The following is a 13,351-nucleotide window of genomic DNA, read 5'->3' on the forward strand; positions in this document are numbered from 1 at the left end:
CTCACGCCACTCATGGTGCGGCGAGAATAGAAAGGTCTGGACCAGCGGTCAATAGATCTGGACCACCGTGATCTGTCCGATCCGCGACCGGATCAGATCCCCAACTCCTGTGCCAGCACCGCCGCTTGCACCCGGCTGCGCAGCTCCAGTTTGCCCAGCAGCCTGCTGACATGGGTCTTCACGGTCGCCTCCGCCATGTCGAGCCGCTGCGCGATACCCGCGTTGGACAACCCCTCGCCCAGGCAGGACAGCACCTCGCGTTCCCGGCGGGTCAGCCGTTCCAGCACGGCCGGATCGGCCGACGGCTCCCGCGCGGGCTTCGCGGCGAACTCCGCGATGAGCCGGCGCGTCACCGCCGGGGCGATCAGCCCCTCCCCGCGCGCGACGGTCCGCACCGCCTCCAGCAGATCCCGCGCCTCGGTGTTCTTCAGCAGGAACCCGGACGCGCCCGCGCGCAGCGCCCCGAAGACGTACTCGTCCAGATCGAAGGTGGTCAGCACGAGCACGTCCGCGAGCCCCTCGGCGACGACCCGACGGGTCGCCGACACCCCGTCCAGGCGCGGCATCTGCACGTCCATCAGCACCAGGTCCGGCCGCAGCTCCCGCGCCAGCGCCACCGCCCGCTCTCCGTCGGCCGCCTCGCCGACCACCTCGATGTCGGGCGCACTGCGCAGGATGAGGACGAGGCCCGCCCGGACGGCGGACTGGTCCTCGGCGACCAGGACGCGGATCATGCGGTGTCTCCTTCGACGGGATCGCTGACGGGCAGGGTGGCGCGTACGGTCCAGACCCTGCCGCCGGGGGAGTCCTCGGGACCGGCCTCGAAGCTGCCGTCCAGCAGCGCGGCGCGCTCCCGCATGCCGACGAGACCGGCACCCGATCCGGGGGCGGTGGGTCCCGCGCGGTCGCCGTAGGGGCTGGTCACCCGGACGGCCAGCACACCCTCGTGCAGACCGAGGCGCACGGTGACGCGGCCGGGCACGGCGTGCTTGAGGACGTTGGTCAGGGACTCCTGGACGATCCGGTAGGCGGCGAGCGCCACGGGCGCGGGGACCGCGACCTCGGCGGCGTCGAGGGTGACGGCGAGGCCGTTGGCGCGTGCGCCCTCGACCAGCGCGCCGAGCCCGTCGAGGGTGGGGGCGGCCACCGGCTCGGCGTCGCCGCTGTCGTCCCGCAGGATGCCGATGAGCCGCCGCATCTCCGCGAGCCCCTCCACGCTGTTCTCGCGGATCACTCCCAGCGCCTCCCGGGAGGTCCCCGGGCCGTCGAGGGACAGGGCGGCGGTGGAATGGACGGCGATGGCGGACAGGTGGTTGGCGACCATGTCGTGCAGTTCCCGGGCCATCCGGGCCCGTTCGGCCGTGACGGCCTGGGCGCGGTCCATCTCCGCGAGCAGCGCGGTCTGTTCGGCGCGCAGCCGGGCCGCCTCGGCGGCGTCGCGGTGGGTGCGCACGATCAGTCCGGTGGCGGCGGGCCCGAAGGCCACGACGCCGGTGACCACGCCGATCAGCAGGGCCTCGGGCTCGCGCCACACCGCGAACGGCACCACCGTCCCGGCCACCGACAGCAGCCCGGTGATCCGGGGGATGCGGTGGGCCGAGGCGGGCGAGCCGTACAGGACGGCCGCGTACATCAGGTCGGTGTACATCAGGATCGTGACCAGGTTGCCCTGGGTGAAGACGTCCAGGACGATCGCGGCGGTGCCGGTCAGCAGGGCGGTGCGCGGCGCGGTCCTGCGCAGCAGCTCGCACCCGGCCATGACCAGCAGCGGCAGCAGGACGGGCCAGCGCCCCGGCAGCAGCACGTACACCTCGGTGCGCGGACGGGTGGCCAGACCGAGGGCCCACAGCAGCAGCCCGCCGAGCAGACCCCCCAGGGCGACGTACACGTCGAAGCGTCGTGGGCGGGGGAGTCGTACGGCCATGCCCCCATCCAACACGGCCGCCGCGCCCCTCGCGTGATCCCCGCCTGCATCTTTCGATGTACCGCGGAGTCGTCAGCGGCGACGACGACTTCGGCGGCCCCGCCCGGGAGCCTTGGAGGTGACCGAGAGGAGCGAACCGTGATCGTCGCCTTGATCGCCGTCTGTGAGGCCGGCTTCTGGGTGCTGCTGGCGGCCGGCCTGGGCGCCCGCTACCTGCTGCGCATGCCACGGCTGGGCCTGGCCCTGCTGCTGTGCGAGCCGCTGCTGGAGGTCGTCCTGCTGGTCGCCACCGCGCTGGATCTGAAGCACGGCGCCGAGCCGAACGGGACGCACGGCCTGGCCGCGCTCTACATCGGCTACACCGTCGGGCACGGCCACCGCACGGTGAAGTGGCTGGACGGCCACGCCGCCCACCGCCTCGGCGGCGCCCCGCCACCGCCGGGACCCCCGCGCCACGGCATGGCCCGGGCGCGCCACGAGGGCAGGGTCTGGCTGGGCACCCTGACGGCAGCCGCCGTCGCGACCGTGCTCCTCCAGCTCGCGATCTGGTACGTGGACGACCCGAGCCGCGTCACCTCCCTGGAGAGCTGGCGCTTCACGGCCTGGCGCGTGGCGGGCATCCACGGCCTGATCGCCCTCAGCTACTGGATCTGGCCGCGGAAGCCCTCGCCGGGGGAGACCGGGGCGGCGCGAGGGCAGGAGCAGGTGCGCCGCTGAGGCGGGGTGCCCCGGCCGCGGGTGCGCCGCGGCCGGCCCCGCGGTTCCCCGCGCCCCTGTCAGGGGTGTGTCAGCGTTCCCCGCCCGGCACCCACAGCACGTCCCCGACCTCCTTGTTCGCCGTCCTCGCGAGGATGAACAGGAGGTCGGAGAGGCGGTTGAGGTAGGTGGCGGTGAGGGGGTTCATCAGCTCGCCGTGGGCTTCCAGGGCCGCCCACGTCGAGCGTTCCGCGCGGCGGACCACCGTGCAGGCCTGGTGCAGCAGGGCCGCGCCCGGGGTCCCGCCCGGGAGGATGAAGGAGCGGAGCTTCTCCAGGTCCTCCAGGAAGCGGTCGCAGTCCGCCTCCAGCTTGTCGACGTAGGACTGCTCGACCCTGAGCGGCGGGTACTGCGGGTTCTCCACCACCGGCGTCGACAGGTCCGCGCCCACGTCGAACAGGTCGTTCTGGACGCGGGTGAGGACCTTGACGACCTCCTCGGGCAGCCGGCCCAGCGCGACGGCCGTGCCGATCACCGCGTTCGCCTCGTTGGCGTCGGCGTACGCGGCGATCCGCAGGTCGGTCTTGGCGACCCTGCTCATGTCGCCGAGGGCCGTCGTGCCCTGGTCGCCGGTCCGGGTGTAGATGCGCGTCAGATTGACCATGCGGCCAGCGTAGTTACGCTCCGGCCGTTCGGAACACGCGGGTGTCCACCGTCACGGACACCGCCGTGAATCGGGCGGCCACCAGGACGCCGTTCAGCATGTGCGCCGTCGTGTAGCCGCCGACGTAGGCGTCCCGGACGGCGTCGACCAGGTAGCGAACGGCATCAGGTGGGACAGGGCGTCCAGCCAGGCCGGGCCCAGGCTCATCGGGAGTATCAGCCCCGACAGCAGCATGGACGGCATGGTCAGCGCGTTGATCGTGGGGCCGAAGCCCTGCGGGGTGTCCGGTTTCATGGCCAGTGCGTAGGAGAGGAGGCCGGCGACAGCGTGAGCAGGGCGACGAAGGCGAAGCTGATGAGGATGCCGCCCAGGGGCGCCCGCAGGCCCATCGCCACCGCCGCCAGCACCAGCAGCACGGCCTGGAAGACGAAGACCGTGGCGTCCCGCAGCACCCGGCCGAGCAGCAGGGCCGGCCGGCTCACGGGTGTGACCCGCGTGCGCTCGATCACGCCGTGGCCCTTCTCGATGATGACCGAGAAGCCGGCGAACGACGCCCCGAACAGCCCCAGTTGGCACAGCAGCCCGGGGAGGAGGACCTGCCAGGAGCTGCCCTGCCCGCCGAGCGGCAGATCCGTCAGCAGCGGTCCGAAGAACAGCAGGTTCAGCAGCGGCATCAGCACCCCGAAGAGCAGCGCGAAGCGCGAGCGGAGGGACTGCCGGAGGTAGCGGCCGTAGACGAGGGCCGTGTCGTGCATCAGCATCCGAGGAGTCCCAAACGGCGAGGGGGTGGTGTCGGCCGGCGTGGTGCCGCGGCCGGTGAGGGCGAGGAACGCGTCCTGGAGCGAGGCGTCGAGCGAGCCGCCGTAGCGCAGCTTCAGCGCGCTCGGGGTGCCCTCGGCGGCGACGACGCCCCGGTCCACGACGACCAGCCGGTCGGCGAGGGCGTCGGCCTCGTCCAGGTAGTGCGTGGTGAGGAAGACCGTCGTGCCGTGCTCGTCGCGCAGCCGGCGCACCAGGTCCCACAGGGCGGCGCGGCTGCCCGGGTCGAGGCCGGTCGTCGGCTCGTCCAGGAACAGCACCTTCGGCCGGTGGGTGAGCGCCATCGCGATGTCCAGCCGCCGCCGCTGCCCGCCGGAGAGCGCGGCGCACGGGCGGTCGAGCAGCTCGGTCAGCCCGAGGTCGTGGGCGAGCTCCCCGGCGCGCTCGACGGCCCGGGCCCTGGTCAGGCGGTACAGGCGCCCCTGGGTGACGAGCTCCTCCCGCACGGAGATCTGCGGATCGACCCCGCCGGCCTGTGCCACGTAGCCGCAGGCCCGCCGCACCCCGGCCGGGTCGGTCGCCAGGTCGCATCCGGCGACGGTGGCGGTGCCCCCGGTCGGCTCCAGCAGGGTCGTCAGCATCCGCAGGGTGGTCGTCTTGCCGGCTCCGTTCGGGCCGAGGAAGCCGAGGATCTCGCCCTCGCGGACGGTCAGGTCGATGCCGCGCACGGCCTCCACGAGGCCGCTTCCGGTCCGGAAGGCACGGGCCGGTCCGGCCGTGCTGATGATTGCCATGCCCCCAGAAAAGAAGAGTCTCTTAAAGTTTGAAATGACTCCAAGTTTCATGGGGCGCCAGGGAAGCGAGTGCCGCATCAGGCAACGTTCGCCCTGTCGACCACAGTGTGTGGCTGCCGATGGTCAGCGTGACGGTTTCGCCGGATGACGCAGCGACGGATCATGGTGCCCTGCTGCCTGTGGCCGGTACGGAAGTGCCCTCGAGGGCAAAGCAGCGCAGGGCGGTGAACTGCGCCTCCACACTGTGGCGCTGTTGGTCGTGCTGGTGTTCACGCCGGTGGCCGGGGGGAGCGGTCGGCCGCAGCGGCTGATGACTCAGGTGGTCCGCAGCGTGGCGGTGGCGATCTCCAGGAAGTCGCGCAGCGGCTTCTCGCGTCGGTCCGCGAGAACGGCCAGGCAGGTCTCGATCCCTGGGGCATCCGTGACGGGGAGGTGGACGAGGTCGGGGCGGGAGTATGACCGCGCGACGCTCAGCGGGATGAGCGCGATGCCCTGCCCGGAGGCGATGAGCTCGAACTTTTCCTCGAGCGAGGACGTGCGCCGCGTCGGTGCGTCAAGCATCCGCTCCTCCTCGAGGTCCGCAGCCATGAGCTCCTGACGGCACGCCATCGGGTGCGCCGTGGACATGCAGGCAACCCTGGGCTCGTGACCGATGGGGACGGTACGCAACCCCGAGTCGTCGAAGGGCCGCCGCAGATACCCGACCTGGGCCCGGCCGTCCCGGAGCGGGGCGTCCTGCTCCCACCAGCGCGTCGGGAGGACGTCGGTCTCGACGTCCGGGTAGCGCGAGGTGAACGCCCGGATCGCATCCGACACATGCAGCCCGGGAGAGAAGGCGACAACCAGCCGCAGGACGCCCCGTTCGGCGTTGTGCACGCGGCGCACTGCCGCGTCGACAGTCGCGAGAATCCCCTGCGCCTCCTCGTAGAGCTGCTTCCCGGCGGCGGTCAGCTCCATGCTGCGGGTGGTCCGCACGAACAGGGCGGACTGCAACTCGTGCTCGAAAGCCCTGATCTGCCGGCTGAGAACCGGCTGGGTGATGTAGAGCTGTTCCGCGGCCCGGCCGAAGTGCCGATGCTCGGCCACCGCGACGAAGTAGCGGAGCTTGCGCAGATCGAGATCCATGCCTTCAAGGTATCAATTGCCGGAGAGGGTATTGGACGCCGCGGATGGCCTGCCCCGAGACTCGAAGCATGATCGTCATCACCGCCCCTACCGGCCAGATCGGCAGCCGGCTCCTGGACATCCTGCTCGACGAGGCCCCCGCTCGCGGCGAAGAACTGCGCGTCATCGTGCGCGATCCCGCAAAGCTCCCCCACGCGGTCCGCGCCCGCGTCGACGTCGTTACCGGGTCGCACGGCGACGCCGAGGTCGTCGACCGGGCGTTCGCCGGCGCGGACGCCGTCTTCTGGCTGGTCCCGCCGGCCGCCCGGCTGACACCGAGCCTGGACGCCGCGTACTCCGGGTTCACGCGCGCAGCCGCCACGGCGTTCACCGCCCACGGAGTCGGACACGTCGTCGGCGTCTCGGCGCTCGGCCGCGGCACTCCCGTCGCAGGCCGCGCCGGGCACGTGACGGCGTCGCTGGCCATGGACGACCTCATCGCGCGTACGGGCGTGGCCTACCGGGCGCTCGCAAACCCGACGTTCATGGACAACCTGCTGCGACAGGTGGCTTCGATCCGCGACGACGGCGTGTTCACCGACACCGTCGCCGCTGACCGCAAAGCACCGACGGCCGCCACCCGGGACATCGCCAGGGCTGCCGCCAGCCTGCTGCTCGACCGCTCGTGGACGGGCACGGGCGAGGTCCCCGTGCTGGGTCCCGAGGACCTTTCGGCCAACGACATGGCGCGCATCATGTCCGACGTGCTCGGCCGCCCGGTCCGCTACGAGCGGCAGTCGCTCGACGACTTCCGCGCCGCACTCGCCGGACACGGCGTCGGGGATGCGCTCGCGCAGGGCTACGTCGACATGATGCGCTCCAAGGACGACGGCCTCGACGACGGCGTGCAGCGCACCATTCGGACCGCGAGCCCGACGACCTTCCGCGAGTGGTGTGAGGAGGTCCTCAAGCCGGTGGTCCAGGCATGAACACCAAGACCGCTCTCATCGTCGGAGCACCCCGCACTCTCGTACGCGGCCTCGCCGCCGAGTACGCGCACCGCGGCTTGGACGGCATCGGGATCGCCCGGGGAAATCGGCGCACCAGCCTCCAACTCAACGACCTGCTGCACACCCGCTCACCTCGCCTGCCGCTTCCGCGGCCTCGTCACACAAGGCCGCAATCCGGACGCTCCGATTCCACGACCTCCGACACTCGCCTGCGACGCTGCTCCTTGAGAAGGGCGTCGAACTCGTCGTGACCAAGAAACTCCTCCGCCACGCCCGCATCGGCGTCACGGCCACCGTCTACGCCCACGTCCGACGCCGCCTCCAACCAGACGCCGTCGACGCCCTCATCACCGCGCTGGGTGTTCCGTCTCGGGAGGTTGTGGACGGGTGAGCCAGATCTCGGCTGAGGGATCTTGAACAGGTGAGGGCCTTCCGGTTCGGTGTGGATTGCGACGTCTACACCAACAGAAAGGCCCTCGTGTCCCACCGTAATGCACCCCTGACAGAGACCGGCCGTCTGCGCCTGGCCCGCTGCGTCGTGGACGACAACTGGCCCCTGCGGCGGGCCGCGGAACGCTTCCAGGTCTCCGTGAGCACCGCCAAGCGATGGGCCGACCGCTGCCGCCTCTTCGGCGAGGCAGGCATGGCCGACCGCTCCAGCCGGCCGCACGCCAGCCCACGGCGCACCCCGACCCGCACCGAGCGCCGCCTCATCAAGGTCCGGCTCCTGCGCCGCTGAGGACCGGCCCGCATCGCGCACCTGCTACGGCTGGTGCTCTCCACCGTGTACCGGGTCCTGACCCGATACGGACATTCGGCGCACCGGTCGCGCAGGCCAGGATGATCCGCACCGCAGAGCCCACGCCTGCCGAGTGAGTCGGCGCCGGCACCCATCCCTCCAGCGCAGCCCGCTCCGCATCCGACAGGTTCAACTCGGCCTTCGGCCGCTCGGCACGCGCCACCAGGCAACCCTGCACATCTGAACAGAATTCCTGACTCAGAAAACCAGTGCCGCATCAGGCAACGTTCACCCTGTTGTCGATCGGCGGTGCCAGCGCGCGGTGAGTAGCGCGGTTACTCGGCGTCGCGCTGGTGCTCGGCTCAGACGTAGCTCTCCGGCAGCAGGTCGGTGATGAGGGCGGTTCGGATGCGGTCGCCTCGGCCGACGATGACCTTGAGGGCCGGGAAGCAGTCGAGGAGGACCTGGCGACACCGGCCGCATGGGGGAACGACCCCTTGGTCGCGGTCGCCCACCGCGACGATCGTGTTCAGCTCGTCTCGGACCCCGGTCCGTGCTGGTGAAGGTGACCTCGGCGATCTTCGTCACCGGCATGCCCTGCGCGGACGGCAGGATCATCTGGGCCCGCCGCCAGATCACCACCGACCCGGTGCCCCGGCGGATGATCCGCAGCAGCCGTCTGCCCTCGCCATCGTCGATCTCGCGTACACGTACTCGTTCCGCCACCCGGACGGGGGGACGGACACGGGCCGCCCGGCACCGGCACCGAGGTGGCGCGTCACATCACAACAGGGCGAACGTTGCCTGATGCGGCACCAGGATCCGGACATGGCTGAAGGGCCCAGGGAACGGAAGAAGCGCGAGACCAGGCAGCGCATCTCGGACATCGCGACCGGACTGTTCCTGGAGCACGGGTTCGTGGCGGTGACGATCGCGGACGTGGCGGAGGCGGCCGACGTCTCCGTGAACACCGTCTACAACTACTTCCCCGCCAAGGAGGACCTCTTCCTCGACCGCAGCCAGGGCGTCGTGGACCGTCTCGCGTGCTGGGTGCGCGGCCGCGGCACCGGCGAGTCCGCCGCCGTCCTGCGCGAACTGCGCGACGAGGTGGAGGCCGTCTCGCCCCGGGTCGGCCTCTTCGAGGGCTACGACCGGTTCATGAAGGTCATCCACGACGCGCCGCCCCTGCGCTCCCGGCTGTGGGCGATCCAGCAGGAGGTCCAGGACAACCTGGAGGCGGCCCTGCGCGAGGAGACCGGCGCCGCGGACGACGACCCGATGCCCGCCCTGATCGCCGGTCAGCTCAACTGGCTGCACCAGACCGTGATGAGCACCGTCGGCCGCGCGATGGTCGCCGGGAGGAACCGGGAGGAAGTGTCCCGGGAGACGCTCGTCCTGCTGGACGAGATGGAGGGGCTGTTGAGCGAGAAGGTGCTCAACTACGCCGTACGGGGATCCGCGTGACGCGTGTCTCATCTCGTGAGACGTGAAACGCGTTACTAAGCGCTCGCACACGCTCGCACGACCGCTAGTCTCCGCCCGAGAGACAGGTTTGAACAGCGCGTCAGGGGAGTCGCACAGTGGCACGGAAGCTCGCCGTCATCGGAGCCGGCCTCATGGGATCCGGCATCGCCCAGGTCTCCGCACAGGCGGGCTGGGACGTCGTCCTGCGCGACGTCACCGACGAGGCACTGAAGCGGGGCACCGACGGCATCGAGGCGTCGTACGGCAAGTTCGTCGCCAAGGGCAAGATGGAGGCGCACGACGCCGACGCCGCCCTGGCCCGCATCACCGCGACCACGGACCTGGACGCCGCGGCCGACGCGGACGTCGTCGTCGAGGCCGTCTTCGAGAAGCTCGAGGTCAAGCACGAGATCTTCCGCGCGCTCGACAGGATCGTGAAGGACGAGGCGATCCTCGCCTCCAACACCTCCGCCATCCCGATCACCAAGATCGCGGCGGCGACCGGGCGCCCCGAACGGGTCGTCGGCACGCACTTCTTCTCGCCGGTGCCGATGATGCAGCTGTGCGAACTCGTCCGCGGCTACAAGACCAGCGACGAAACCCTCGCCACGGCAAGGGAGTTCGCCGAGTCGGTCGGCAAGACCTGCATCGTCGTCAACCGCGACGTGGCTGGCTTCGTGACGACCCGTCTCATCTGCGCCCTCGTCGTCGAGGCCGCGAAGCTGCACGAGTCGGGCGTGGCGAGCGCCGAGGACATCGACCTCGCCTGCAAGCTCGGTTTCGGCCACGCGATGGGCCCGCTGGCGACGGCGGACCTGACCGGCGTCGACATCCTGCTGCACGCCACGAGCAACATCTACACCGAGTCCCAGGACGAGAAGTTCGCGGCCCCCGAGTCGATGCGCCGGATGGTTGACGCCGGTGACATCGGCCGCAAGAGCGGGCAGGGCTTCTACAAGCACTGAAACCGCACATGACCCGGGGCCATCACACCCCCGGGTGAATTCGGTATCGGTTCGCTGACAGGATGCAACCTCTGCGGCCTCCACGCAGTCAGAGGTTGCATCACCCTTATCGACACGCGGAGCACGATTCGCACGCACGGGGAGCGCATATGCACATCAGGGGCGACCACGCCGAGCTGGTCGTCGGGGGCCGCCTCGACGTCCGCAGCGCGGCGGACGCCCGTACGGTCCTGCACTCGGCCGTCGACGGCGGCGCCGGAGACCTGGTGCTCGACTTGTCCGAACTCGACTCCTGGGACGCCACCGGACTGGGCGTGATCATGGGAGCCCACCGGCGGGCCGGCCGCTGCGGCCGCCGCCTGGTGCTGCGCGGCGTCCCGCCGCAGATGCAGCGCCTGCTGGTGGCCACCCGCCTGCACCGGATCCTGGCGATCGAGGGCGGCATCGGGGTGGAGACCCTGCCCCGGGTGTGACGCCCTCTGCGGGTATGGACCGGGCCACCGGGGAGACCCGGACGGACGCCACCGAACCGTGCGGCGCGCACAATCCTCGCGAGACCGTGACGTTACGGACGGAGCGGTACCCCGGACTGTCGTGGATACTGTGCGAGGGTTTAGGGTTCGGCTGCCCGCTGCCTTGTCACCCTTACAGCGGGCCCGGACCAGAAGCGACAGCGCGGTGTGCAGCAAGGCCGGGAGGGGCTTGTCCAGGCACACACACGCTTTTGGGGGGCTTGACCTATGGACCCGAACAACCGGGGACCCGAGGAGTACGGCCATGACGGTGGCGGCCACACGCCGCGCCCGCGCCCTCCCAGGGAATCCCCCGCACCCGACTTCAGCCAGCACCTGCCCGCGCTCGCCCGCACGGTCCAGCTGGTCTCCGGCGACTTCCTGCTCACCGTCAACCCCGTCGACGGCAGCGAGATAGAGGTCTGCCCGCCCACCGAGCGCCCCGCCGCACCGGTGAAGCGCACCGCCGCCGAGCGCGCCGAGGCGGAGCGCGCGGCCCGGCCGCCCGTCCCGCCCGGCCCGGCGCAGCCCGCCCTGCCGCTGCTGGCCCGCCAGGACGAACGCGAGCAGCTCGTGCGCCTGCTCGCCCGCGGCCGTTCCGTGCGCCTCACCGGCCCGGCCGGCTCCGGACGCACCCGCCTCCTCGACCTCGTCGCCGAGGACTGCGCCGACCTCGCCCCCGACGGCGTCGTCCGCCTGAACGGCTTCGGCCGCACCGCCGAAGACCTGCTGCACGACCTGTTCCACGCGGTGTTCAGCGCCTCCCTGCACCGCCCGGGACGGGACGAACTGCTCACCCACCTCCGCGAGATCGGCGCCGTCGTCGTCCTGGACGACCTCGCGTTCGGCGGCGGCGCCCTGGACGAGCTGCTGGAGGCCACCCCCGAGTGCGCCTTCCTGCTGAGCGCCACCCCGGAGGTGCCGGCCCCCTCCGCCGCGTCCGGCGTCGAGGAGGTCCCGCTCGCCGGTCTGGAGCGGGCGGACGGCCTCGACCTGCTGGAGCACGCGGTCGGGCGCTCCCTCACCGAGGAGGAGTCCAACTGGGCGGGCGACCTCTGGTTCGAGTCCGAGGGCCTGCCGCTGCGCTTCGTCCAGGCCGGTGCCCTGCTGCGCCAGCACGACCGGCTGCGCGCCGGGACCGGCGCCGTCGACGAGTTCGGCGTCTTCGAGGACGCGCCCCCGGCCGACGCCCCCGGCGCGCACGACCTCGGCGACGGCGTACCGCTGCCCTCGCTCGCCGAGGCCGCCGCGCCCGCGCCGCTGCTCGCCGCGCGGCTGAGCGCCTCCGCGCGCGCCACCCTGCGGTTCGCCGTCGCCCTCGGCGGCGAGGTGCCGCACCAGGCGCACCTGCCGGCCCTGGTCGGCGACACCCACGCGGACGCCGCGCTCGGCGAACTGGCCGCCTGCGCACTGGTCTGCCCGGTCGGCTCCCGCTACCGGCTCGCCGCGGGCGTGCCCGCCCAGCTGGAGGCCGCCGGCTACGCCGACGAGGCCGAGGCCGCCGCCCGCAGCGCCGCCCAGCACTACTCCTGGTGGGCCGGGCACCCCTCGGTCACCCCGGAGCGCGTGTGCGCGGAGGCCGACGCGATCCTGGCGGTCCTGTCCGTCCTCGGACCGGCGTCCCGGCCGCCCGCCGAGGGCGAGGAGAGCGCGGGCGTGTACCTGGCCCGCACCGCCGCCCCCGCGTTCGCCGCCGGGCTGCACTGGAGCGCCTGGGACCGGGCCCTGCGCGGCGGCGCCGAGGCCGCCCGGCTCGCCGGAGACGTCGCCGAGGAGTCCTACTTCCACCACGAGCTCGGCGTCCTCGCCCTGTGCGGCGGCCGGCTCGACCGGGCGCGCGCCGAGCTGGAGGCCGCCATCGGCATGCGCGGCGCCCTCTCCGACAAGCGGGGCACCGTCGCCGGACGCCGGGCCCTCGCCCTGGTCGCCGACCGCTCGGGCACGCCCCTCGGGATCGGGCCGGCCGCGCACGAGGAAGTGCCCGACGCCCGCGGCGAGCAGTCGCCGTCCCCGGCCGGCGGTGTCCCGGCGGCCTTCCCGGCGCTCCAGCCGCCCTCGTCGCCGGCACTGGTCACCCACCGCAGCACGCCCCCGCCCTCGGCCAAGGCCGGCGGCGGTCTGAAGGGCATGGCGCGGCGCAACCTCGTCGCCTCGGGTGCCGGCGCGCTGCTCGTCGCCGTGCTCGGCACCGTCGTGACGCTCGGCGCCACCTCCGACAACGAGCCCGCCACGCCGTCGGACCGGGTCGGCGTCAACCCGTCGGCCAGCCAGGGCGTCGACGACGGCAGCCTGGGCGCCGACCAGCCGGCCGAGGACGGCAACGGCGGGGCGGGCGGAGTGACGAGCCGCCCCACCGATCCGGGCCCCGACGGCAGGCCGGGCACGTCGGACGACCCGACGCCGACGGACGGCCCGAGCGGTTCCCAGGCCCCGAGCGACTCGGCGTCCCCGTCCAGGCCGTCGTCCCCGAAGCCGACGTCGCCGAAGCCGCCGGCCTCGACCAAGCCGCCGACGTCGACCAAGCCGACGACGAAGCCGCCGACGTCGTCCACTCCGGCTCCGACGCCGACGGACAGCTCGGAGCCCTCGACGCCGACGTCGACGCCGACGACCACCAGCCCGTCCACCTCGGACTCGGCCAGCGGCCCGGCGCCGAGCACTCCCGCGAACACCACGGCGAGCGCGTCGCAGGGCGGCACGGAGCAGGTGATCTAGTGCCG

The 13,351-nt window shown here is 72.3% G+C and carries 11 protein-coding genes and 6 pseudogenes; 8 read left to right on the forward strand and 9 right to left on the reverse strand.

All coding sequences use genetic code 11. From position 1 onward, the window contains the following. Positions 1-92: 92 nt before the first annotated feature. Together ACFW6P_RS06360 and ACFW6P_RS06365 are read right to left on the reverse strand one after the other, a co-directional pair. Positions 93-734 carry a response regulator gene (locus tag ACFW6P_RS06360; RefSeq protein ID WP_386352273.1) on the reverse strand — a complete coding sequence of 214 codons (642 nt, stop codon included), beginning with the start codon at positions 732-734 and terminating at the stop codon, positions 93-95. Continuing rightward, positions 731-1,924, reverse strand: coding sequence for a sensor histidine kinase (locus ACFW6P_RS06365; RefSeq protein WP_386423041.1), 1,194 nt, complete (start codon positions 1,922-1,924; stop codon positions 731-733). The genes ACFW6P_RS06360 and ACFW6P_RS06365 overlap by 4 nt, the downstream gene beginning before the upstream one ends. Positions 1,925-2,062: 138 nt before the next feature. Here ACFW6P_RS06365 and ACFW6P_RS06370 point away from each other — a divergent pair, with 138 nt between their 5' ends. Next, a complete protein-coding gene (locus ACFW6P_RS06370) occupies positions 2,063-2,641 on the forward strand; it encodes a hypothetical protein (RefSeq protein ID WP_386352276.1) in 579 nt (192 codons plus the stop codon). A gap of 70 nt (positions 2,642-2,711) precedes the next feature. On the opposite strand, the gene ACFW6P_RS06375 is transcribed toward ACFW6P_RS06370, so the two are convergent. From ACFW6P_RS06375 to ACFW6P_RS06395, 5 genes and pseudogenes are all read right to left on the reverse strand, one after another. After that, complete coding sequence (locus tag ACFW6P_RS06375; RefSeq protein ID WP_386352279.1) at positions 2,712-3,284, reverse strand: cob(I)yrinic acid a,c-diamide adenosyltransferase; 573 nt, start codon at positions 3,282-3,284, stop codon at positions 2,712-2,714. Between the two features lie 13 nt (positions 3,285-3,297). Further along, positions 3,298-4,045: pseudogene (locus ACFW6P_RS06380) on the reverse strand (ABC transporter permease). 21 nt (positions 4,046-4,066) lie between these two features. Further along, positions 4,067-4,837 (reverse strand): annotated as a pseudogene (locus tag ACFW6P_RS06385) (ABC transporter ATP-binding protein); the annotation flags it as partial. A gap of 77 nt (positions 4,838-4,914) precedes the next feature. Further along, positions 4,915-5,078: pseudogene (locus tag ACFW6P_RS06390) on the reverse strand (IS630 family transposase); the annotation flags it as partial. Between the two features lie 74 nt (positions 5,079-5,152). After that, complete coding sequence (locus tag ACFW6P_RS06395) at positions 5,153-5,962, reverse strand: LysR family transcriptional regulator (protein ID WP_386352282.1); 810 nt, start codon at positions 5,960-5,962, stop codon at positions 5,153-5,155. Positions 5,963-6,030: 68 nt separating this feature from the next. Here ACFW6P_RS06395 and ACFW6P_RS06400 point away from each other — a divergent pair, with 68 nt between their 5' ends. The 3 genes and pseudogenes from ACFW6P_RS06400 to ACFW6P_RS06410 all read left to right on the forward strand — a co-directional run. After that, positions 6,031-6,930, forward strand: coding sequence for an NAD(P)H-binding protein (locus tag ACFW6P_RS06400; RefSeq protein WP_386352285.1), 900 nt, complete (start codon positions 6,031-6,033; stop codon positions 6,928-6,930). Next, positions 6,896-7,342, forward strand: a complete 447-nt coding sequence (locus ACFW6P_RS06405) for a tyrosine-type recombinase/integrase (RefSeq protein ID WP_386352288.1) — start codon at positions 6,896-6,898, stop codon at positions 7,340-7,342. The genes ACFW6P_RS06400 and ACFW6P_RS06405 overlap by 35 nt, the downstream gene beginning before the upstream one ends. 87 nt (positions 7,343-7,429) lie before the next feature. Next, positions 7,430-7,762: pseudogene (locus ACFW6P_RS06410) on the forward strand (leucine zipper domain-containing protein); the annotation flags it as partial. Between the two features lie 290 nt (positions 7,763-8,052). On the opposite strand, the pseudogene ACFW6P_RS06415 reads toward ACFW6P_RS06410, so the two are convergent. After that, a pseudogene (locus ACFW6P_RS06415) lies at positions 8,053-8,226 on the reverse strand (cytidine deaminase); the annotation flags it as partial. Between the two features lie 10 nt (positions 8,227-8,236). Beyond that, positions 8,237-8,416: pseudogene (locus ACFW6P_RS06420) on the reverse strand (IS630 family transposase); the annotation flags it as partial. 102 nt (positions 8,417-8,518) lie between these two features. Between ACFW6P_RS06420 and ACFW6P_RS06425 the strand changes: the two are divergent. The 4 genes from ACFW6P_RS06425 (at position 8,519) to ACFW6P_RS06440 (ending at position 13,346) form a co-directional block, all read left to right on the forward strand. Next, positions 8,519-9,154, forward strand: a complete 636-nt coding sequence (locus tag ACFW6P_RS06425) for a TetR/AcrR family transcriptional regulator (RefSeq protein WP_386352291.1) — start codon at positions 8,519-8,521, stop codon at positions 9,152-9,154. Between the two features lie 116 nt (positions 9,155-9,270). Then, positions 9,271-10,119: a 3-hydroxyacyl-CoA dehydrogenase family protein gene (locus ACFW6P_RS06430; RefSeq protein WP_386352294.1), complete on the forward strand. Its 849-nt coding sequence runs from the start codon at positions 9,271-9,273 to the stop codon at positions 10,117-10,119. Between the two features lie 149 nt (positions 10,120-10,268). Continuing rightward, positions 10,269-10,592, forward strand: a complete 324-nt coding sequence (locus ACFW6P_RS06435) for an STAS domain-containing protein (RefSeq protein ID WP_386352297.1) — start codon at positions 10,269-10,271, stop codon at positions 10,590-10,592. A gap of 267 nt (positions 10,593-10,859) precedes the next feature. Then, a complete protein-coding gene (locus ACFW6P_RS06440) occupies positions 10,860-13,346 on the forward strand; it encodes an ATP-binding protein (RefSeq protein ID WP_386423043.1) in 2,487 nt (828 codons plus the stop codon). Positions 13,347-13,351: the final 5 nt, after the last annotated feature.

The sequence above is a fragment of the Streptomyces sp. NPDC058741 genome (assembly GCF_042746715.1).
Classification (GTDB): Bacteria; Actinomycetota; Actinomycetes; order Streptomycetales; family Streptomycetaceae; genus Streptomyces.

Excerpts from the sequence above, each read along its gene's own strand:
- ACFW6P_RS06440 (WP_386423043.1), top strand. The coding sequence starts at position 10,860 with ATGGACCCGAACAACCGGGGACCCGAGGAGTACGGCCATGACGGTGGC.
- ACFW6P_RS06360 (WP_386352273.1), bottom strand. The coding sequence starts at position 734 with ATGATCCGCGTCCTGGTCGCCGAGGACCAGTCCGCCGTCCGGGCGGGC.
- ACFW6P_RS06400 (WP_386352285.1), top strand. The coding sequence starts at position 6,031 with ATGATCGTCATCACCGCCCCTACCGGCCAGATCGGCAGCCGGCTCCTG.
- ACFW6P_RS06365 (WP_386423041.1), bottom strand. The coding sequence starts at position 1,924 with ATGGCCGTACGACTCCCCCGCCCACGACGCTTCGACGTGTACGTCGCC.
- ACFW6P_RS06435 (WP_386352297.1), top strand. The coding sequence starts at position 10,269 with ATGCACATCAGGGGCGACCACGCCGAGCTGGTCGTCGGGGGCCGCCTC.
- ACFW6P_RS06375 (WP_386352279.1), bottom strand. The coding sequence starts at position 3,284 with ATGGTCAATCTGACGCGCATCTACACCCGGACCGGCGACCAGGGCACG.
- ACFW6P_RS06395 (WP_386352282.1), bottom strand. The coding sequence starts at position 5,962 with ATGGATCTCGATCTGCGCAAGCTCCGCTACTTCGTCGCGGTGGCCGAG.
- ACFW6P_RS06425 (WP_386352291.1), top strand. The coding sequence starts at position 8,519 with ATGGCTGAAGGGCCCAGGGAACGGAAGAAGCGCGAGACCAGGCAGCGC.